The organism is Xanthobacter sp. YC-JY1 (assembly GCF_021730305.1).
Lineage (GTDB): Bacteria > Pseudomonadota > Alphaproteobacteria > Rhizobiales > Xanthobacteraceae > Xanthobacter > Xanthobacter flavus.
In genome coordinates this window covers 5,105,704-5,125,397 of sequence record NZ_CP032674.1, presented here as the reverse complement: position 1 = coordinate 5,125,397, position 19,694 = coordinate 5,105,704, and the positions used below count along the sequence as shown (strand labels likewise).

Annotated in this window: 18 protein-coding genes; 9 read left to right on the top strand and 9 right to left on the bottom strand. The window is 68.6% G+C overall.

What is annotated here, in order from left to right; translation table 11 throughout:
- On the bottom strand, positions 1-774 hold the full coding sequence (gene gloB, locus D7006_RS24060) for a hydroxyacylglutathione hydrolase (protein ID WP_237354834.1): 774 nt from the start codon (positions 772-774) through the stop codon (positions 1-3).
- Positions 775-912: 138 nt separating this feature from the next.
- Here gloB and D7006_RS24055 point away from each other — a divergent pair, with 138 nt between their 5' ends.
- The 3 genes from D7006_RS24055 to D7006_RS24045 all read left to right on the top strand — a co-directional run bounded on the left by D7006_RS24055 (position 913) and on the right by D7006_RS24045 (position 2,298).
- Positions 913-1,644 carry a class I SAM-dependent methyltransferase gene (locus D7006_RS24055; RefSeq protein ID WP_169122158.1) on the top strand — a complete coding sequence of 244 codons (732 nt, stop codon included), beginning with the start codon at positions 913-915 and terminating at the stop codon, positions 1,642-1,644.
- Between the two features lie 12 nt (positions 1,645-1,656).
- Positions 1,657-1,890, top strand: a complete 234-nt coding sequence (locus D7006_RS24050; protein WP_237354833.1) for a hypothetical protein — start codon at positions 1,657-1,659, stop codon at positions 1,888-1,890.
- A 63-nt stretch (positions 1,891-1,953) separates the two neighbouring features.
- Complete coding sequence (locus D7006_RS24045) at positions 1,954-2,298, top strand: hypothetical protein (RefSeq protein WP_237354832.1); 345 nt, start codon at positions 1,954-1,956, stop codon at positions 2,296-2,298.
- Between the two features lie 47 nt (positions 2,299-2,345).
- On the opposite strand, the gene metW is transcribed toward D7006_RS24045, so the two are convergent.
- The 5 genes from metW to D7006_RS24020 all read right to left on the bottom strand — a co-directional run bounded on the left by metW (position 2,346) and on the right by D7006_RS24020 (position 7,390).
- On the bottom strand, positions 2,346-2,999 hold the full coding sequence (gene metW / locus D7006_RS24040) for a methionine biosynthesis protein MetW (RefSeq protein ID WP_237356993.1): 654 nt from the start codon (positions 2,997-2,999) through the stop codon (positions 2,346-2,348).
- Between the two features lie 2 nt (positions 3,000-3,001).
- A complete protein-coding gene (locus tag D7006_RS24035) occupies positions 3,002-4,207 on the bottom strand; it encodes a homoserine O-acetyltransferase (RefSeq protein WP_169122155.1) in 1,206 nt (401 codons plus the stop codon).
- A gap of 72 nt (positions 4,208-4,279) precedes the next feature.
- Positions 4,280-4,834: a sigma-70 family RNA polymerase sigma factor gene (locus D7006_RS24030; protein WP_169122154.1), complete on the bottom strand. Its 555-nt coding sequence runs from the start codon at positions 4,832-4,834 to the stop codon at positions 4,280-4,282.
- Positions 4,835-5,073: 239 nt separating this feature from the next.
- Complete coding sequence (locus tag D7006_RS24025; RefSeq protein WP_024281337.1) at positions 5,074-5,370, bottom strand: general stress protein; 297 nt, start codon at positions 5,368-5,370, stop codon at positions 5,074-5,076.
- 199 nt (positions 5,371-5,569) lie between these two features.
- Positions 5,570-7,390 carry a sensor histidine kinase gene (locus tag D7006_RS24020; protein ID WP_169122153.1) on the bottom strand — a complete coding sequence of 607 codons (1,821 nt, stop codon included), beginning with the start codon at positions 7,388-7,390 and terminating at the stop codon, positions 5,570-5,572.
- A gap of 390 nt (positions 7,391-7,780) precedes the next feature.
- Here D7006_RS24020 and D7006_RS24015 point away from each other — a divergent pair, with 390 nt between their 5' ends.
- Both D7006_RS24015 and D7006_RS24010 read left to right on the top strand, forming a co-directional pair.
- Positions 7,781-8,566, top strand: coding sequence for a response regulator (locus D7006_RS24015; RefSeq protein WP_169122152.1), 786 nt, complete (start codon positions 7,781-7,783; stop codon positions 8,564-8,566).
- A gap of 191 nt (positions 8,567-8,757) precedes the next feature.
- Entirely contained in the window at positions 8,758-9,060 is a 303-nt protein-coding gene (locus tag D7006_RS24010) for a YqjD family protein (RefSeq protein WP_237354831.1), read from the top strand.
- Between the two features lie 102 nt (positions 9,061-9,162).
- On the opposite strand, the gene D7006_RS24005 is transcribed toward D7006_RS24010, so the two are convergent.
- Together D7006_RS24005 and D7006_RS24000 are read right to left on the bottom strand one after the other, a co-directional pair.
- Positions 9,163-12,039, bottom strand: coding sequence for a response regulator (locus D7006_RS24005; RefSeq protein ID WP_237354830.1), 2,877 nt, complete (start codon positions 12,037-12,039; stop codon positions 9,163-9,165).
- Between the two features lie 205 nt (positions 12,040-12,244).
- Entirely contained in the window at positions 12,245-12,739 is a 495-nt protein-coding gene (locus tag D7006_RS24000; protein WP_229645124.1) for a PRC-barrel domain-containing protein, read from the bottom strand.
- A 366-nt stretch (positions 12,740-13,105) separates the two neighbouring features.
- Here D7006_RS24000 and D7006_RS23995 point away from each other — a divergent pair, with 366 nt between their 5' ends.
- Positions 13,106-14,323, top strand: a complete 1,218-nt coding sequence (locus D7006_RS23995; RefSeq protein ID WP_237354829.1) for an acyl-CoA dehydrogenase family protein — start codon at positions 13,106-13,108, stop codon at positions 14,321-14,323.
- A complete protein-coding gene (locus tag D7006_RS23990) occupies positions 14,320-15,336 on the top strand; it encodes a phosphotransferase family protein (RefSeq protein ID WP_237354828.1) in 1,017 nt (338 codons plus the stop codon). The genes D7006_RS23995 and D7006_RS23990 overlap by 4 nt, the downstream gene beginning before the upstream one ends.
- A 4-nt stretch (positions 15,337-15,340) precedes the next feature.
- On the opposite strand, the gene D7006_RS23985 is transcribed toward D7006_RS23990, so the two are convergent.
- A complete protein-coding gene (locus D7006_RS23985; RefSeq protein WP_237354827.1) occupies positions 15,341-16,042 on the bottom strand; it encodes a TetR/AcrR family transcriptional regulator in 702 nt (233 codons plus the stop codon).
- A 145-nt stretch (positions 16,043-16,187) separates the two neighbouring features.
- On the opposite strand from D7006_RS23985, the gene D7006_RS23980 reads away from it, so the two are divergent.
- Positions 16,188-17,984 carry a glucan ABC transporter ATP-binding protein/ permease gene (locus D7006_RS23980; RefSeq protein WP_237354826.1) on the top strand — a complete coding sequence of 599 codons (1,797 nt, stop codon included), beginning with the start codon at positions 16,188-16,190 and terminating at the stop codon, positions 17,982-17,984.
- Between the two features lie 221 nt (positions 17,985-18,205).
- On the top strand, positions 18,206-19,576 hold the full coding sequence (locus D7006_RS23975) for a D-alanyl-D-alanine carboxypeptidase family protein (protein ID WP_237354825.1): 1,371 nt from the start codon (positions 18,206-18,208) through the stop codon (positions 19,574-19,576).
- Positions 19,577-19,694: the final 118 nt, after the last annotated feature.

The following is a 19,694-nucleotide window of genomic DNA, read 5'->3' as shown; positions in this document are numbered from 1 at the left end:
TCAGCCCTTGAAGCTGTTCTTGCGCTCGCGCAGCTCGGTGAAGACCTCGGCCGGGTCCGCGCCGGGCATGCCGAGGCGCTCGGCCATGGCCGGATCGTCCGAACGCAGGAAGGGGTTGGCCTTCAGCTCGTCGCCGAGCTTCGAGGGCATGGTGGGTTCGCCCTTGGCGCGCTGCTCCTGGGCCTTGGCGTACATGGCCGCCAGGTCCGCATTGTCCGGATCCACCGAGAGGGCGAAGCGGCCGTTGCCGAGCGTGTATTCATGGCCGGAATAGACGTCGAGGTCCTCCGGCAAGGCGCGCAGCCGCTGCAGAGAGTGCCACAGCACCGGCGGATCGCACTCCAGCGTCCGCCCGCAGCCGAGCGTGAACAGCGTGTCCCCGGCGAACAGCAGCTTCTCCCCCTCGAAGAAATAGGAGGCCGGGCCGGCGGTATGGCCGGGTGTCTCCAGCACGCGGCCCACCAGCGAGCCCACGGCGACGGGATCACCGTCCACCACCGCCACGTCGAGGCCGGGGATCTTGTCCGCCTCCGACTTCGGGCCGACGACGGTGGCGCCGTAACGCGCCTTCACCGCCGTGATGCCCTGGGTGTGGTCGGCATGGTGGTGGGTGACGAGAATGTGAGTGAGGGTCCAGCCTTCCTTCTCCAGCGCCGTCATCACTGGCCCCGGCTCGGGCACGTCCACCACCGCCGTCGCTTCGGTGACGGGATCGTGGATGAGGACGGCATAATTGTCGCTGAGGCAGGGGATCAGGCGGATGTCGGCCGGCACTGTGTCGATCTCCGGGAGAAAGGACGGTCGAGGAAGAACGGGCTTGGCGGCTCGGGTTGCGGACCCGGCGCGCATGATCCTCTATTAAGGGGGTGAGCGGAAGTGTGGCCGGCGGGCCGCTGTCCACAGAGAGGGTGCATGTTTCTCGACGTCGTCGACCTGCGCAATTTCTACGCCCAGCCCGTGGGAATCATGACGCGCCGTCTGCTCGGCCGCGCCATCCGCGCCCGCTTCGACAATGTGACGGGCATGCGCGTGCTGGGGCTCGGCTATCCCACGCCCTATCTCGGCGTGTTCCGCGAGGAGGCGGAGCGCTGCCTCGCCGTGATGCCGGCGGCGCAGGGCGTGGTGCGCTGGCCCTCCGCCGCGCCGACGCTGGCCACCCTCGCGGACGAGACGCTGCTGCCCTTCCCCACTTCCAGCATGGACCGGGTGGTGATCGTCCACGCGCTGGAGATGACGCCCAATGCCGCCGAGATGCTGCGCGAGGTCTGGCGCGTGCTGGCGCCGGGCGGGCGGCTTCTGGCGGTGGTGCCCAACCGGCGCGGCGTATGGGCGCGGCTCGATACCACCCCCTTCGGCAATGGCCGCCCCTTCTCCCGCGGGCAGGTGGTGAGCCTGCTGCGCGAGGCCCTGTTCACCCCCGTGGGCTGGGACGAGGCGCTCTATGCGCCGCCGAGCCGCTGGTTCCTCAATACGGCGGTGGCGTGGGAACGCATCGGCGCCCGCCTGTCGCTGCCCTTCTCCGGCGTGCTGGTGGTGGAAGCCACCAAGCAGCTCTACCGCCCCGTCGCCGTCCGCCGCCCCAGCCGCATCGCCGAACCAGCGCTGGAGCCGGTGCTGGTGCCGGGCGGGGTGCCGGCGGGGTGAGGGGAATCCCAGATGATTGTCACGGAAGAGATGCTGGCGCCTCATCGCCTGGATGTGGGGCCGTTGCGCCTGTGGCCCTTCGGTGGCGCGCTGTCTCGCTCGCCTTCCGTGCCGACGAAGCTGTTTTCGAGCAGCGACGAGTTCTTTGGTCCGCTCTGGTGGAGTGGTTCGGCCCGCGACAACCCGGAGCAGAACCTTCAGGTGGTCCTGGTCCTTGCGTTCACGGAGCTTGTGCCAGTCCTGTGACCGGGGCGGGAATGGCTTGCGCTGAAGCATCAGGCCGGCGGCATGGTGTGCGAGCGTGTCTCGATGATTGCCACGCGGCTGGAGCCGAGCCCGACCCTCAAGTCGGCTTTGGACGCGATCGCGCGTGACAACTATTTCGCGGAGGAAGGGCGCTTCAACAAGAGCGATATCCTCGCGTCGAGACTGGCCAATTATGTGAAGGCGCTGGGCGCACTGGGGCTGGATTGCGAATGGTCGCGGCATCTCCTAACGGAGAGCGTCTATCCGATCGACGCGACCCAGCGGAATCTCAATCGGATTGCCGCCGACCCGCCCGCGCTGGATGGTCTCGTCGACTGGGCCGGGATGACCCGCGAGCGATCCAGCCTTAATCCCGCGATCCTTCTATTGACGGAGAATAGCGATTGATGCGCAGCCGCGACCTCCCGCGTGCGGGGGGAGGGGGGACGCAGCCCTCAGGCCTTCCGCGTCAGCAGAAACACCGCCTGCTCGCCGAGCAGGTTCCACACCCACCACGGCATGTTCACCCGCACGCGGTGGCCGGACGAGTCCAGCGCCACCGCCTTCTCGATGCGCGCGTCCAAGAGCTCCACCAAAGCCACGAAGTCGCGGATGGTGCAGAAGTGGATGTTGGGCGTCTCGTACCAGGCGATGGGCATGTTGTCCGTCACCGGCATCCGGCCGTTGACGAGCAGGTCGAGCCGCGAGCGCCAGTGGCCGAAATTGGGGAAGGACACCACCGCCCGGCGGCCGATGCGCAGCATCTGTTCCATCACCCAGCGCGGACGGCGGGTGGCCTGGAGCGTCTGGGAGAGGATGACATAGTCGAAGGCGTCGTCGGGATAGTGGGCGAGGTCCACGTCCGCGTCGCCCTGGATGATGGCGAGGCCGCGCGCCACGCCGGCATTCACGCCTTCGCGCGACAGTTCAATGCCGCGCGCGTCGCAATTGCGCGTGGTGGCGAGGAGTTCGAGGAGCGCGCCGTCGCCGGAGCCCACATCGAGCACGCGCGAGCCGGGGGCGACCATCTCGGCCACCACCACGAGATCGACGCGCCCGCCCTGGTCACGGACGGCGCTTTCATCCAGCACCGGCTGGCGCAACGCGATGCTCACGCGCCCCTCCCGGCCGGCAGGCCCACGGCGCGGGCGGCGCTGTCGAGGAAGCCGCGGGCGATGGCGAACAATTGCGGCTCCTCCAAGAGGAAGGCGTCGTGGCCCTTGTCGCTCTCGATCTCGGTGAAGGAGACACTGGCGCCGGAGGCGTTCAGCGCGTGGACGATGGCGCGGGAATCCTCGGTGGGGAACAGCCAGTCCGAGGTGAACGAGGCGACGCAGAAGCGCGTCTTCGAACCGCGGAAGGCATTGGCCAGCACGCCGCCATAGTCCGCCGCGAGGTCGAAATAGTCCATGGCTCGCGTCACATAGAGATAGGAGTTGGGATCGAACCGCTGCACGAACGATTCGCCCTGATGGCGCAGATAGCTCTCCACCTGGAAGTCGGCGTCGAAGCCGAAGGTGGGCATCTCGCGGTTCTGCAGCCGCCGGCCGAACTTGTTGTGCAGCGACTGGTCGGACATGTAGGTGATGTGCGCCGCCATGCGCGCCACCGCGAGCCCGCGATGGGGCGTCACCCCTTCCGCCAGATAGCGCCCGCCGCGCCAGTCGGGATCGGCCATCACCGCCTGCCGGCCCACCTCGTGGAAGGCGATGTTCTGCGCCGAGTGCCGCGCGCCGGTGGCGATGGGCATGGCCGCGAACAGCCGCTCGGGATAGCTCGCCGCCCATTGCAGCACCTGCATGCCACCCATGGAGCCGCCGGCGACGCACAGGAGCTTCTCGATGCCGAGATGGTCGAGCAGCATGGCCTGCGCGTTCACCATGTCGCGAATGGTGACGAGGGGCATGTCGAGGCCGTAGGGCCGGCCGGTCATCGGATCGGTGGAAGCGGGGCCGGTGGTGCCCATGCAGCCGCCGAGCACATTGGCGCAGATGACGAAGAAGCGCTCGGTGTCGATGGGCTTGCCGGGGCCGACCATGGTCTCCCACCAGCCGGGCTTGCCGGTGACGGGATTGAGGCTCGCGGCGTGCTGGTCGCCGGTCAGCGCGTGGCACACCAGCACCGCATTGGTGCCGGCGGCATTGGGCTCGCCGTAGGTCTGGTAGCCGATCTGCAGGTGGTTCAGCTCGACGCCCGCATCCAACCTGAGCGGGGCACCGGCGCCGAAGCGCACCACGGGGGAATGGGGCTCGTCCGCCTCGCGCCGCGCCTCGGCGGCCGTGTTCGAGGCGACGTCCTTCCGGACGAAAGATGTCATGGGCGAACCAAGCGACGCCGGGACGCGCCTGTCAAGCACCCACGCGCCGACGGCGACGCGGGCGTGTGTGGCTCAGGATGTGGAGAGCGAGCTTCGCGCCGCGGACATGGCGACCGCGTCGCCTTCCACCACGTCGGCGGTGACTTCGGCGCCCATGAGCACGAGCAGCTTGGCGCGGGCGCGGTTGACGCGGCTCTTGATGGTGCCGAGCGCGCAGCCGCAGACCTCCGCCGCTTCCTCGTAAGACAAGCCCGCCGCGCCCACTAGCACCAGCGCTTCGCGCTGGTCGTCCGGCAGAAGGGCGAGGGCGTCCTTGAGAGAGGTGAGAGTGGCCGACCATTCCTGGCTCGGGCCGATATTGGAATCCTGCTGGGCGAGCGCGGCCATGCCGTCATTCTCGCGCCGACGCTTGCGGATCTCGGTGTAATAGGTGTTGCGCAGGATGGTGAAGAGCCACGCACGCAGATTGGTGCCGGGGTCGAACTTGTCCATGTTGGAGAGCGCCTTCAGCAGCGTCTCCTGGACCAGATCGTCGGCCTCCGTTCGGTTGCGGGTCAAAGACCGCGCAAAGGCGCGCACCGCTGGAAGGAACTCCAGCACCTGCGTGCGCAGGGCGGCGGCGTCCATCTCTGTGCGGGTCCTTTCGCTCGGCGCGGGCAGGTCCATCAGGCAGCCTATTCTTTCCGGCAATCGTGACTTTTCTGGCGGCTATGTCCGCCCGGCTCCCGGGTGTGGTCGGCGAAGCGCCCCTTCGCGGAGACGTCCCTCGAGCGTGACCTGAGCCTAACGCTACAGCTGCGGTTCCGGTTCCGCCCGCGGTTCACCGCGGACGGCGGTTCCGGTTACGCCCCTCATAGGCGGCGCGTTCAGGCGCCGCCGTTGCCGGTCCCCGGCCCCGTGCCGGTGGCCTGGCCGCTCTTCTGGCCGCCCTTCTGTCCCGCCTGCGAGGCGAGGGTGCGGTCCCGCGAGAAGCTGCGCTGGTCGTCAGCGACGCTCTGTCCGCCCTTGCGGCCGGCCTCGGCGGCCAGCGTGCGATTCTGGAAGAAGCTGCGCTTCTCGGCCGGGACGCTCTCGCCCCCCTTGCGCGCGATCGCCCGCTGCTTTTCCGCGTCCATCGCCGCAAAGCCGCGCTGGGATGTGCCCTTGGTTCGCGCCTTGTCCATATGCCCTGTTCCTCCGACTGCGATCGGCCGCTCATCGCGGCACCCGGCCGGTTCGACCCGGCGCTGTGTTTGCCGGAGCGAAACGACCCGCACTGAAGCCAATAGGCCGCCCTCCGGCCGGTGGGGTGGCCAGGACGGTCCAAGCAGTAACGAAGCAGGGACGGCTGTGGTTCCGATAAAAACACGCGGACGTCGCGTGTCAGGTCCCATTCGGCCCGGACCCTCCGGCGGTATCCGGAGAAGCGACTGAGGGACAAGGAAAATCCCCGACGATCACCAGCGTGTCGCCGGAGCTTTTGCGGGTGAGCGTGCCGCCGAGTTGGGTGGCGAAGCCCCCGGCGAGGCCGGAGGGCTCTTCCGGCGCTTCGGCGGTGCCGGTGAGGACGAGGCGCAGGCGGTCGTCGTCCACCGTGCCGGTGATGAGCATGCCGAGGGAGGTGCTGCCGGGCCGTAGCGTCAGCCCGAGCACCAGCTCCACCACCATGAGGGCGAGGGGGACGGCCATGTCGGTGGGCAGGCGCGCCTCCTCCGCCTCCACCACGAGGCGCAGATTCTTGTCCGAAGAGCCCTCGATCAGCGAGGCGAGCTCCCCCAGCAACTCGCGCAGGCGCACCTGCGAGCCGTCGTTGGCCTCGTAGAGGATGCGGTGGACGAGGGCGAGGGTGTTCACGCGGGTGCGCAGCTGATCGAAGCGGCGCCGGTCCTCGCCCTTGCCCATCCCGCCGCCATAGAGCGACAGCAGGCTGACCACCACCTGAAGGCTGTTCTTGATGCGGTGGTGGATCTCGCGCACCAGAGCGGTCTTCTCGGCGAGGTTCTCGCGCAGGCGCGCATCGCGCTGGCGCACGGCGTAGGCCATGTTCTCCACCGATTGGCCGAGCATGCGGAACTCGCTCGGTGCGGCATCGAGCCGTGTGGGGCGGAAGCCGTAATGGCCCTGGGCGTAGACCGCCGTGACCCGGCGCAGATACAGCAGCCAGCGCAGCACGATGCGGTCCACCGCCACCCACAGGGCGATGAGGGACGCCACCATCACCAGCGCCGGCAAGGCGAAGCTTGCCGCCACCGTCACCAGCGTCCAGCCGAACAGCCGGTCGGACGGGGAGGCATAGGCCACCACCAGCCCCTCGCGCCCGAGCGGGGTGGTGGCATAGGTCCAGCGCCGCCCCGAAGGATCGGTGCTCTCCCGCAGCGAATTGTCCGGCGCGGCGAAGGGGGCAGCCTGGAACAGGGCGCCGCTGAGCGCGCGCGCATTGGAGACCAGCTCCTCCCCCGACGCCGTGAAGACCGCGACGACGCCTTCGGACGGGGGGACCTGCTGGCGCAGGAGATTGTCGAGCCAGCCGATCTCGATGCCCAGCGCCAGCCCGCCCTCCAGCCGGCCGGCGGCGTCGCGCAGGGGGAGAAGGCCGACCACCACGTCCCGGTCGGTGGCGGTGCTGCGCACCCGGCCCGATAGGCTGAAGCCGGGCTGCCGGATCGCCTGAAGCCACCAGGCGTCGTCGCTCATGTCGGTGTCGGCCGTGGGCAGGGCGGTGCAGGTGAGCTGCCCGGCGGCGTCAATGACGCCGATATTGGCGACGAAGGGCAGGGAGATGGTGGCGCCGCGCAGCGTTGCCCGGCAGGTGGGGCCGGCGGTGCGCACCTCGTCCACATTCTGCAGGGCGTAGAGCACATTCTCCGCCGAGGCGATCACGTTCTGCTGCGAGGCGGCGGCAGCCAGCGCATGGCGCAGCAGGTTCTGCCGGGCATCCTCCTCGGCGGCGGACAGCTGCATCACGCCCTGCACGATGTTGAGGGCGGCGATGGGGGCGAGCGCCAGCAGCACCATCAGGATCAGGCGGCGGCGGACGCTGTCGAACAGGGTACGGGGCTGGGCGCCGGCGGACGCAAAGAGGGCCGCGCGGTCCCGGCTGCTGGGGCCGACATCGCGCGTCCTGTCCGACTGATCCTCACGCGGAGCGCTTTCGCGCGAACCGGTCTCGCGGGATTTGGCGGCCTGCGCCCGTTCCAGATCCATCGTCGCTCCGCCACACCACTTTTACTAAGCGCCAGAGAGGCATGCCGCTCCGCACGGATACCTCTGGCGCGAACGCTCGTCCGGCTGTTCGCGATGATCGCCCCGAAAGAGCGATCCGGACGCTGCGCGATGGAACCGCTGGCGGCTCGACCTCGGTACGGCCGCCCATCTTTACGTTACGTTGCCTGCCGAGCGCCCGCGAAATGTCGTTCCGCTCCCGCCGGGCTCGGCTAGGACTATAATGCGATTTGCGGCGCCCGGTTCCACGCGCGTGGAACTTGTCGTGCACGCAAGCGTTACCGGGCTTTGGCTTCAACTTGGCCCAAGACTCACGTGGCTCCCAAAGGCCATCACTCCTTCGGCCCGTTCAGCTTGGCAGGGAATTCTCGCATGGCTTCCAATCCGCTTATCAAGCAGCTCCCGTTCCTGCGCCGCTACACGCGCGCCCTGATGGGATCGCAGGCGGCCGGCGACCTCCTGGTGCAGAATACGCTGCAGGCGATTCTCGACGGCAAGGTCGCGGTCGATCCCGCGGTGTCGCCCCGCGTCGCGCTCTACAAGGCGTTCCACGAGACATGGAACCGCCAGCCCACCGGCGGACAGGTGCCCTCCCGCGCCGATGCGCGCCTCCAGGCCATGGACCCCGGCTCCCGCGTGGCGCTTTTGCTGACCGCGATGGAAGGCTTCTCCTTCGCCGAGGCGTCGACCATTCTCGGCACCACCCTGTCCGACGTGGAGGCGCAGGTGGTGGCGGCGCAGCGCGAGATCGACCGCCAGCTCGCGACGCGCGTTCTCATCATCGAGGACGAATGGGTGATCGCCCTCGATCTGAAGACCCTCGTCACCGAGCTGGGGCATGAGGTGATCGGCGTCGCCCCCACCCATTCCAAGGCGGTGGAGCTGGCTCAGGGCGGCAATTTCGGCCTCGTGCTGGCCGACATCCAGCTTGCCGACGGCTCCTCCGGCATCGAGGCGGTGACCGAGATCCTGTCGAGCTTCAACGTGCCGGTGATCTTCATCACCGCCTTCCCCGATCGGCTCCTGACCGGCGAGCGGCCGGAGCCCACCTATCTCATCACCAAGCCCTTCCTCACCGAGACGGTGAAGGCGACGGTGGCGCAGGCGCTGTTCTTCCACGAGGCCCGCGCCGAGCCCGAAACCGCGCGCAGCGCCTGAACGAGGGCTCGCGCGCTGAGCGCGTGAGCCGCCTCCCCGCGGAAATCGCGGGGACTACGAACTTTCCCGGGCACGCAATTGCCGTGTCGGTCGTTACACTCCCGAGCGGACCCGGAGCGAGACCCGATCGGCGGCCAGCCGGTTGCCAACGCTCCCACCGCGCCGCGTGACAAACCCTGCCGGAGACAACCATGGTCGACAAGCCGCAGATCGTGACCGCCCCCGCCGCCGAGGCCAACCTGAACGACGTGAAGTCGGACCTCGACCAGCTCAAGGCCGATTTCACCCAGCTGCTGGATACCCTCGGCAAGACCGCCAAGCACTCGGTGAAGGGCGCCAAGGGCGAGGCCGAGAGCGCCGCCGGCGAGGTGGGCGACTGGGCCGAGGAGCAGTTCCTCACCTTGCGCGAGAGCATCCGCGAGCAGCCCATCACCGCCTGCGCCATTGCCGCGGGCGTCGGCGTCATCCTCGGCCAGATCCTGCTGCGCCGCTGATCCAGTTCCCCGGCGCCGCTTCTGTCGTGCCGGGCCATCACGCCACTCCCGAAGCCGCCGGGCGGGCTCTCCCGCCGGCGGCTTCCGCTTATCCGCTTCCGTTTATCCTTGGCCCTGCGGCCGGAAACCGAGCCGCTCCAGCGCCGCCACCAGTGTGGCGCCGTCATACGGCTTGGAGATGACCCCCACGTCGACGCGGCCGCCGAACATTTGCGAGATGTCCTGCGTGGCATAGCCGGTGGCGACGATGACCGGCAGCTCGGGCGCGATCTCGCCCAGCCGGCGCACCACCTCGTCGCCGCGCATGTCCGGTAGCCCGATATCCACGATGGCGAGCACCAGCGCGTCGCGGCCGATGTCCGCTTTCGCATTGCGCGCGTGGGAGAGCGCCGCCTCGCCGTGGGAGGCGACGGTGACCTTGAAGCCCTGGTCCTCCAGGATCTGGCTCGCCACCATGGCGACGAAAGGTTCGTCCTCCACCAGGAGGACGGCCCCCCTGAGGGCGGGTTCGTCGAGCATTCCGTTCACCTTCGTGACCAGTTCCGACTGGCTGTAGGGCTTGGTCAGGAGCTTCATTCCCGGATCGAGCCGCCCCTGGTGGACCACCGCGTTGCGGGCATAGGCGGTGGTGAACAGCACGCGGGTGCGCGGCAGCCGCCGCTTCACCTCGTCGGCGAGGCCTCGCCCGTCCATTCCATCGCCGAGGCGCACGTCGGTGAAGAGGAGGTCGGGGCGGGCGCCGCGCGACAGGGCGTCGAGGGCGGCTGAGGCGTTTTCGGCCTCGATCACCGTATGGCCGGCCTCCCGCAGGGTTGCGGCGCCCATGGTGCGGAGCTGGTCGTCGTCCTCCACCATCAGCACCACGGCGGGCGCGGCGCGGGTCTCGCCATCGGTCCGCGGCGGAGCGGGCTCGGGCACGGAGGGCGTCTCCTCCAGCCGGGGCAGATAGAGCTTCACCGTGGTGCCGTCGCCGCGCTCGGAATAGATCATCACGTGCCCGCCGGACTGCTTCACGAAGCCGTAGACCTGGCTGAGCCCCAGCCCGGTGCCGTCCTTCGGCCCCTTGGTGGTGAAGAAGGGCTCGAAGGCGCGGGCACGCACGTCATCCGACATGCCCATGCCGGTGTCGCTGACGAAGATCGCCACATACTGTCCCGGCTCCAGATCCTCGTGCTCGGCGCAATAGGCCTCGTCCAGATAGGCGTTGGCGGTCTCGATAGTGAGCTTGCCGCCGTCCATCATGGCATCGCGCGCGTTCACCGCGAGGTTGAGGATGGCGTTCTCCAGCTGGTTATGGTCGATCTCGGTGCGCCACAGTCCGCCGGCGAGCACCGTCTCCACCATCACCCGCTCGCCCAGCGCGCTGCGCAGCATGTGGGACATGCCGGTGACGAGGCGGTTGACGTCGGTGGGGCGGGGATCGAGGGGCTGGCGGCGGGAGAAGGCGAGCAGCCGCTGGGTGAGAATGGCGGCCCGGAGCGCGCCCTGCCGACCGTAATCGAGGAAGCGGCGGATTTCCTGGGTCTTGATCTCCTGGGTGCGGGTGTCCTGCGGGTCGGCCGGCACCCGGCGCTCGGCGGCCTCGATATTGCCGATGATGATGGTGAGCAGATTGTTGAAATCGTGGGCGATTCCGCCGGTGAGCTGGCCGACCGCCTCCATCTTCTGCGCCTGTCGCAGCTGGGATTCGGCACGCAGGCGCTCTTCCATCTCCTGCTTGAGCAAGGTGTTGGCCTCGGCGAGCTGCATGGTGCGGGCGGCGGCGAGGCGTTCGAGGTCCTCGTTGGTGCGGGACAGGGCCTCGCGGGCGGCGACGATCTCGGAGATGTCGGTGCAGCTGCCGTACCAGCGGTCGACGCGCCCGTCCTCGTCGCGCACCGGCACCGCGCGGCAGAGGAACCAGCGATAGCTGCCGTCCTTGGCGCGGAAGCGGCATTCGCGCGAGAAGGGGTTGCCGCTGGCGAGGCTCGCCTCCCAGGCCCCCATGACGCCACCCTTCTCCTCCGGATGGAGGAAGGCGTGCCATTCCACCACTTCGCCGGGCGGCGCCTCGACGCCGGTATATTCGGCCCAGCGGTGGTTGTAATAGTCGCCGGTGCCGGCCGGGGAGGAGGTCCAGACCATCTTCGGCAGGGCCTCGGCCAGCAGGCGATAGCGCTGCTCGCTGGCGGCGATGGCCTTCTCGGCGCGTTTGCGCTCGGTGATCTCCACCACGATCATGCCGACGAGGTTGATGGCCTCGCTCGAGGTGCGCACCGGGAAATAGCTGACGAGGAAATGGCGCCATACGCCGGGGGCGGCGGGCGTCGCGCCTTCCAGCTCCACGTCCGCGATCACCTCGCCGGTGGCGAGCACCCGCTCCAGCGAGGGCGTCACTGCATCGGCGAGCTGGGGCAGCATGTCGGCAAGGGAGCGCCCGGCATGTTCGCGGGCGGGAATGCCGTCGATGCGGGCCAGCATCTCGTTGACGCGAATGAAGCGCCGCTGGGCATCGAAGAAGGCGAAGCCCACGGGGGCGTGCTGCAGCAGCGCTTCCAGCGTCGCCACCACGGCGGTCTGCTCGGACGCGGCCGAGAGCAAGGCGGCATGGGCCGAATCAAGCCGCCGCAGGGTGGTGCGGACGAGCCCCGCAATGGCCCACACGGCGAAGGAATTGACGGTGAAGGAAAGAAGCGAGGCCAGCGCGGAGGGGGCGACACCACCGTCCGGGCCTTCCGGCAGCAGGGCGGCATTGACGCCCACCAGGACGGCGATGGCCGCAAGGCCGCATTCGGCGCCGCACACCAGCGCGACCACGATGATCGCCGGCAGCTGGAGCAGATAGGGTGGGAATTCGACCATCCACGCGAGGAGGCCGAGCCTGAGCACCAGCGCCGCCGCCACCACGGTGCCGGCGAAGGCGAAGCGCCACCACAGGGGGCGGGGCTCTGCGATGATTCTCAGGAAGAGGCCCGCGGGGCCTCGACTGGACAGGTCCATGCCTGCTCCCTGTGGCGATCGGGCCGCCACATTGCCCCCGCATGTGCCGCGGGATCAACCGCCGCTGCCCCTGTTCATTCCTGCCCGACCTGGCCGAGCAGACGTGGCGAAGCCGGCCCTGGCCGGAAGCCAGGGTCGGCAAGCCTGTTGTCCCAAGGGCTTGCGGGGTGCGGATGAAAGATCCGCGCCCCGTCCCCCTCCCGGATCAGCGGGCGACGGGAGCCGTGGTCGCCGGCGGGGTGGCCGGACGGTTCACGCTGCCGGTGGTGGACGGGGTCGCGTCCATCTCGGTGAAGGTCGGCGCGTTCTTCAGCTCGTCCTTGGTCTTGCGCAGCACCAGGCGGTTCTTGCCGTCGACGCGGGTCATCTCGACCGTCTGGAACGGCACCGCCACATCCTTCTCGCCGATGCCGAGGAAGCCGCCGACGCCGATCACCACGGCCGCCACGTTGCCCGAGCGGTCGATAAGGAGATCGTTGATCTCGCCGAGATTCTCGTCGGCCGGGCCGCGCACGGCGGTGCCGATGAGGTTGGACGCCATATGCTGGTCAGCCATCTGACGGGTCACGAAGGTGGGCGCCATGCCGGTGGCTGCGGTCGCGGTGGTGCCCATGGTGCCGGTGGGCGCAGCGGTCTGCGCCATGGCGGTGGTGGAAAGAAGAACGGCTGCGGTCGCAGCGTAGATCGGCATCATCTTCATGGTATCCTCCTGGTGAGAACGTGTTCTAGCCCTATGGCCCTGTTCAAGGTGCACCGAAGCACTTGCCCTGAACGCATTCGCGCAAGGCCCTGCTCATCGTGTGCATGAAATGAAGCGCCGGCTCGACTGGCCTGCGCGCAAAGACAAGTTGAAGTCTTCGAGTAGAAGTCTTGTCTCTGCTGGCCTATCAACTCGAACCGCGCCGCCCGGTTCCCTTGCGTTTGATGCGGCCGGGAGGTTCTCTGCGGCCAAGTTCGATTGTCTGCGATACGCTCGCGTCGGGGTCGCCGATGGCCGTTGCCATCGGAGTGCTGATGGGATAGAAAGCGAGCGCTCGCTCGTTTTTGCTCTTGGAAGGGCGCACTCATGGATTTCTCGATCTCCCCGGCCCTCGAAGATCTCCGCCGCCGCATCGCTTCGTTCGTCTCGGACGAGATCATCCCGCTGGAAAGCGATCCCGCCGCCTATGACGCCCACGAGAACATCGCCCCCGCGCAGCTGGAGCGCCTGCGCGCCAAGGCGAAGGCGGAGGGGCTGTGGTGCCTTCAGCTGAAGCCGGAAAATGGCGGGCTCGGCGTCGGCCGCATGGGCATGGCGGTCTGCTACACCGAGATGAACCGCTCCATCTTCGGCCCGGTAGTGTTCAATTCGGCCGCGCCCGACGACGGCAACATGATGGTGCTGGAAGAGGTGGGCACGGCCGACCAGAAGGCCCGCTGGCTCGCCCCCATCGCCCGCGGCGAGGTCCGCTCCGCCTTCGTCATGACCGAGCCCCACCCCGGCGGTGGCTCCGACCCCTCCATGATGCTCACGCGGGCGGAGAAGCAGCCGGACGGCTCCTATCGCATCTACGGCCGCAAGTGGTTCATCACCGGCGCGGAGGAGGCGGCGCACTTCATCATCGTCGCCCGCACCTCCGATGATGCGCGCAAGGGCCTGACCGCCTTCGCCTTCCATCGCGACGCGCCGGGCTGGCGCATCGTGCGGCGCATCCCCATCATGGGGCCGGAGGAGCATGGCGGCCATTGCGAGCTGGAGTTCGACGGGCTCACCATCCCGCCCGAGGACGTGCTGATGAAGGAGGGCGACGGCCTGAAGGTCACTCAGATCCGCCTCGGCCCGGCGCGGCTCACCCACTGCATGCGGTGGCTCGGCCTCGCCATGCGCTCGGTGGCCATCGCCCGCGACTATGCGGCGGTGCGCGAGGGCTTCGGCATTCGCCTTGCCGATCGCGAGAGCGTGCAGACCATGCTCGGGCGCATCGCCATGGAGATCGAGATCGGCCGCCTGCTGGTCATGAAGGCGGCCTATGAGCTGGATCGCGGTGGGCTCGCCCGCAAGGAAATCTCCATGGCCAAGATCAAGGCCGCCAACACCCTGCACCTCGCCGCCGACACCGCCATCCAGATCAATGGCGCGCGCGGCTATTCCAAGGATACGGTGCTGGAGTGGATCTACCGCTATGCCCGGCAGGCCCGCATCGTGGACGGGGCCGATGCGGTGCATGAAATGGTGCTCAACCGCTTCCTGGAGAAGGAAGGCGACGGCTTCTGGAACTGGCCGGTGGCGGGAGAGAAAGCGTGAGCGACCAGGCCTCCTCCCTCGGCTTCGATGCCGCCGCGCTGGACGCCTGGCTGAAGGCTCGCGTCCCCGGCCTTTCGGGCACGCCGCGCTTCCAGGCCATTTCGGGCGGGCAGTCCAACCCGACCTTCTTCGTCACCTATGACGACCGCGCTTTGGTGCTGCGCAAGCAGCCTCCGGGCGAGCTTCTGCCCTCCGCCCATGCGGTGGATCGCGAGTATCGCATCATGCACGCTCTGGCCGGGACCGGCGTGCCGGTGCCGCCCGTGCTCGCTTTGTGCGAGGACAAGTCCGTCATCGGTACCCTTTTCTACGTTATGGAGAAGGTGGACGGCCGCGTGTTCCACGACTGCACCCTGCCGGGCGTGACGCCGCAGGAGCGCCGGGCCATGTACGAGGCCATGGCCACGACGCTGGCGGCCCTGCACAATGTGGACCCTGCCGCCGTCGGCCTCGCGGACTTCGGCCGGCCCGGCAATTACTTCAGCCGCCAGATCGCGCGCTGGACCCGCCAGTGGGACCTCTCGAAGACCCGCGAGGACGCCAACATCGACCGCCTCGTGGCGTGGTTGCCGGAGCATGTGCCGGCAGACGAGACCAGCCGCATCGCGCATGGCGACTATCGCATCGGCAATCTCATGTTCCACCCCACCCGCCCCGAGGTGGTCGCGGTGCTGGACTGGGAATTGTCCACCCTCGGCCATCCCCTGGCGGACCTCGCCCATTGCGCCATGGCCTGGGTGTCGCGGCCGGAGGAATATGGCGGCATCGACGGGCTCGACCTCGTTGCGCTGGGCATTCCCGCACGTGCCGATTTCGTCGCGGCCTATCAGGCGGCAGCGACCCATGGGGCTCAGCTCACCGACTTCCACATGGCCTTCGCTTTGTTCCGCTGGGCGGTGATCTTCGAGGGCATCGCTGCCCGCGCCAAGGCGGGCAATGCGGCGGCCGAGGGCGCGGCCGACACCGGCCGCCTCGCCGAAGCCTTCGCCGCGCGGGCCGCGGCATTCATCTGAGGGATCAGGTCAACGCCTTCCGCACGAAGGCGTTGACCTCGGCCGCATAGGCCGGCGCCTCGATGCCGCGCTCGCGATACTTGCTGCGCTTCACGTACCAGTCCTGCAGCAGCGGCTTGATGAGCGTCGCCGCGAACAGCGGGTCGCCGGCCGCGAAGGTGCCGCGCCGCATGCCCTCGGCGACGGCGCCGGCGAGGATGCGCTCGGTGGTGCGCTCGCTCTCCACCGCGCGCTTGCGGGCCTCCGGCGGGAACGCCTTCGCCTCCATGTAGGCGAACACGAACCAGGGGTGCATGGCCTCGGTGAGGAGGATATGGCGCTCGATGAGCCAGGCGAGGTGCCGGGCCGGGTCCGCGCGCACCGCCTCCGGCGCCGCGGCGAGCGCGCCCTCCGCGGCCTCCGCCACTTCCTCCAGGATCATGAGAAGCAGCGTGTCCTTGCTGTCGAGGTAGGAATAGAGCCCGCCCATGCTGAGGCCGGATTCCTCCGCCAGCTGGCGCAGGGTCATGGCATGGAAGCCGTGGCGGTTGGCCAGCGTCAGCGCCGCCCCGAGGATGCGCGCGAGGTTCGCCACCGCCAGATGGGGCTTGCGCACCTTGATGGCGTCGCGATGCCGGGCAAGGATGCGCGCGGCGCTGGCCTCGAGGGAATGATCCGGCGCGTGAGAATCCGCGATCTGCGCGTGCGCCGCCTGTTCCTCGCCCAATCGAGACCCCCGCTAAAGCTGTGTGCAGACTGCGGGCGGGCCGGCGAATGTCAAGCGAGGCGCTGCACTAGCGGAGTTGTCCCATCCCCTTGCATCATGGCTCTGCCTTCGCTTTGCTGCCGGAAAGGGACCGGAGCCCGTCCGCATGAGCCTTCTGCGCGTTTATGCCCGCACCATCAGCCTCCTCGGGCCGGAGGCCCGGCTGGGGGCGCTGCTGGCCGGCTCGAACCTCGCTCTGGCGGTGTCGCAGTTCGCCGAACCCATCCTGTTCGGCCGCATCATCGATGCGCTGGCGACCGCCCAGGCCGCCCAGCGCCTGCCGCATCAGGACGACCTTGTGCCGCTGCTGGCCGCCTGGGTGTGCTTCGGCCTGTTCAACATCGGCGCCGGGGTGCTGATCTCGCTCCACGCCGACCGGCTCTCCCACCGCCGCCGCCTTGGGGTGCTGACGCAGTATTTCGAGCATGTGCTGCAGCTGCCTCTGAGCTTCCACGGGGAAACCCATTCCGGCCGCCTGCTGAAGGTGATGCTGGAGGGCGTCGACGCTTTGTGGGGCCTCTGGCTCTCCTTCTTCCGGGAGGACTGCGCGGCGATCCTCTCCCTCGTCATCCTCGTGCCGGTGGGCATCTACCTCAACTGGCGGCTGGGATTGGTGCTGATCGTGCTGATGGCGGTGTTCGGCATCGTCACCGGCTATGTCATCCGCCGCACCGAGGCCATGCAGCGGCAGGTGGAGGAATACAATTCCGACCTCGCCGAGCAGACCTCCGACGCGCTGGGCAATGTGGCGGTCATCCAGAGCTATACTCGCACGGAGGCGGAGGTCTCGGGCCTGCGCGACACGGTGAACCGGGTGCTGGCGGTGCAGATCCCGGTGCTGTCGTGGTGGGCGATGGTGTCCATGGCGACGAAGGCGGCGACGACGCTGACCATCCTCGCCATCCTGCTCATCGGCACCTGGCTCTACATGCAGGGCCTCGCCAATATCGGCGACATCGTCACCTACGTGGCCTTCGCCAACATGCTGATCGGCCGGCTGGACCACACGGTGTCCTTCTTCAACCGGCTGATGATGTCGGCGCCGCAGCTCGCCCAGTTCTTCGATGTGCTGGACACGGTGGGCGCGGTGCGCGACCGGCCGGGGGCAAAGCCCCTGCCGCCGGTGAAGGGCGACGTGACGTTCGACGACGTGTCCTTCTCCTATGACGGCAAGCGCACGGCGGTGGCGGACGTCTCCTTCCACGCCGAGCCGGGCCAGACCTTCGCCTTCGTGGGCACCACGGGGGCGGGCAAGTCCACCGCGCTCGCTTTGCTGCACCGGGTGTTCGACCCCCAGTCCGGCGCCATCCGCATCGACGGCGAGGACATCCGCGACGTCACGCTCTCCTCCCTGCGCCACGCCATCGGCGTGGTGTTCCAGGAGCCGCTGCTGTTCAACCGCTCCATCGCCGACAATCTCAAGGTCGGCAAGCCAGACGCCACCGAGGCGGAGATGCGCGAGGCGCTCGCCCGCGCCCAGGCGCTGGAGCTGGTGGAGCGCAACCCGCTCGGCCTTCAGGCGGTGGTGGGCGAGCGTGGCCGCGCGCTCTCCGGCGGCGAGCGCCAGCGCCTCTCCATCGCCCGAGCGCTCCTCAAGAACCCGCCCATTCTCATCCTAGATGAGGCGACCAGCGCCCTCGACGCCGCCACCGAGGTGAAGGTGCAGGCGGCGCTGGACGAGGTGATGAAAGGCCGCACCACCTTCGTCATCGCCCACCGCCTCGCCACCGTGCGCAATGCCGACCGCATCCTGGTGTTCGAGCACGGGCGGGTGGTGGAGGCCGGCTCCTTCGACGAGCTAGTGCGCCTCGGCGGGCGCTTCGCGGGATTGGCCCGCGCCCAGTTCATGGCAGGGGCGGAAGAGGCGCCCCGGCCCGCGCCTGCAGTGATCGTCGAGACATGAGCGGGTGCGACAGTCCGGGGTTGCGCACCGTCAAGGACAAGCTGAAGCCTTCATGTAAAGGTTATGCGTTTTAAAGGAGTGCGGCTGAATTGTGGCAGACAAAGCCGGCCCACGACCTGTGCCGGACCGGCCATTGGCTCGCTTCCGCCTTTTCCGCGCAAGCGAAACCGGTTATGGAAGGACAGTTCCTGCGCGCGATTTCTCAACAGGGAGCGGATCGGTTGGCGCCCACGACATCACGTTTCGCCCTCCGAGCCTCGTTTGCAGGCTGCCTGCTGGCCGCTTTCGGGCTTGTGCTTGCTGCCGGTATCCCGGCCCGCGCCAACCCGATCCTGCTGGTAGAAGCCGATACTGGCCGGGTGATCGAGCAGAAGGAGGCCGGGCGTCCCTGGCATCCCGCCTCCGTCACCAAGCTGATGACGGTCTATGTGGCGCTCAACGCCGTGCGCAACGGCCGGCTGAAGTTCGATACACCGATCACCGTCTCGCCCGCCGCGGCGGCGCAGCAGCCCTCCAAGATGGGCTTCAAGGTCGGCACCGTCGTCACCCTCGACAATGCCTTGAAGATGGTTCTGGTGAAGTCGGCCAACGACATGGCCTGGCTGGTGGGTGAGGGCGTCGCCGGCTCCATGCCCGCCTTCGTCGCCGAGATGAACGCCACCGCCGCGCACCTCGGCATGACCGGCACCCATTTCGAGAACCCCAACGGCCTGCCGGACCCGGCGCAGGTGACCACCGCCCGCGACCTCGCCATCCTCGCCCGCGCCATCATCTACCATTTCCCCGAGCAGGAAGCCCTGTTCCGCATCCCGGCCATCAAGATCGGCAAGGTGGTGCTGCGCAACTACAACCGCCTGATCGACCGCTATCCCGGCGCGGACGGCATGAAGACCGGCTTCGTCTGCGGCTCCGGCTACAATCTCGTCGCCACCGCGACCCGGGGCAACAAGCGCCTCATCGCCGTCATCCTCGGCGCCCGTTCCGGCACGGCCCGCACCGAGCAGGCGGCGCTGATGTTCGAGAAGGGCTTCCAGTCATCCTGGTCGGTGTTCGGCGCCGCCGCTCCGCTCCTGTCCGCCATCCCCAACAGCGGCGGGCCGATCTATGACATGCGGGCCGAGGTATGCGGCGGCAAGCGCGCCGTGACCGCCTCCGAGGCGGACGACGAGCCCGATCCGCAGGCGAGCTCCAGCTTCTCCTTCGCGACGCCCGCTCTGCCCAAGTCCGGCGCGGAGCTGCTGCAGACCCTGCCGCCCTCCATGCCGCCGGTTCCGGTCTATGTGGGCACGCGCAATGCGGTGGAGGATTACGCCACCGCCTACGAGCCGGACCCGCCGAAGAAGCCCAAGGCCGCCGCTGGGTCGAAGCAGGACAGCAAGTCGGCCTCCACCGCCGACAAGCCCAAGACGGGTGGTGAAAAGGCGAGCGGGGATGCGGCGAAGAAGCCGGCGTCCACCGCCGACAAGAAGCCGGCCCAGCCAAAGGGCGCCGTCGCGGCCGGCAGCTCTGCGACGCCGAAGCCCAAGCCGAAGCCGGCCCCCGCGCCCGCCAATCCCGAGGCCGCCGCCCCGGCGCCCAAACCGGCGACCTAAGTCGCCGGCTCACCGGGGCGTTTCGGCGACATAAGGCGGCAGGTCTTCGCCCGCTGCCAACCTCACCCTTGACCCGGCAGACCGTCTCGTAGAGGCAGGGAGGCAATCCATCCCTCTG

What these genes read in the sequence shown, in the direction of transcription:
- D7006_RS23995 (WP_237354829.1), top strand. Translation starts at nt 13,106, where the DNA reads ATGGATTTCTCGATCTCCCCGGCCCTCGAAGATCTCCGCCGCCGCATC.
- D7006_RS24000 (WP_229645124.1), bottom strand. Translation starts at nt 12,739, where the DNA reads ATGAAGATGATGCCGATCTACGCTGCGACCGCAGCCGTTCTTCTTTCC.
- D7006_RS24050 (WP_237354833.1), top strand. Translation starts at nt 1,657, where the DNA reads ATGATTGTCACGGAAGAGATGCTGGCGCCTCATCGCCTGGATGTGGGG.
- D7006_RS23980 (WP_237354826.1), top strand. Translation starts at nt 16,188, where the DNA reads ATGAGCCTTCTGCGCGTTTATGCCCGCACCATCAGCCTCCTCGGGCCG.
- D7006_RS24020 (WP_169122153.1), bottom strand. Translation starts at nt 7,390, where the DNA reads ATGGATCTGGAACGGGCGCAGGCCGCCAAATCCCGCGAGACCGGTTCG.
- D7006_RS24005 (WP_237354830.1), bottom strand. Translation starts at nt 12,039, where the DNA reads ATGGACCTGTCCAGTCGAGGCCCCGCGGGCCTCTTCCTGAGAATCATC.
- D7006_RS24030 (WP_169122154.1), bottom strand. Translation starts at nt 4,834, where the DNA reads ATGGACGCCGCCGCCCTGCGCACGCAGGTGCTGGAGTTCCTTCCAGCG.
- D7006_RS24055 (WP_169122158.1), top strand. Translation starts at nt 913, where the DNA reads ATGTTTCTCGACGTCGTCGACCTGCGCAATTTCTACGCCCAGCCCGTG.
- D7006_RS24015 (WP_169122152.1), top strand. Translation starts at nt 7,781, where the DNA reads ATGGCTTCCAATCCGCTTATCAAGCAGCTCCCGTTCCTGCGCCGCTAC.
- D7006_RS24045 (WP_237354832.1), top strand. Translation starts at nt 1,954, where the DNA reads ATGATTGCCACGCGGCTGGAGCCGAGCCCGACCCTCAAGTCGGCTTTG.
- D7006_RS24010 (WP_237354831.1), top strand. Translation starts at nt 8,758, where the DNA reads ATGGTCGACAAGCCGCAGATCGTGACCGCCCCCGCCGCCGAGGCCAAC.
- D7006_RS24035 (WP_169122155.1), bottom strand. Translation starts at nt 4,207, where the DNA reads ATGACATCTTTCGTCCGGAAGGACGTCGCCTCGAACACGGCCGCCGAG.
- D7006_RS24025 (WP_024281337.1), bottom strand. Translation starts at nt 5,370, where the DNA reads ATGGACAAGGCGCGAACCAAGGGCACATCCCAGCGCGGCTTTGCGGCG.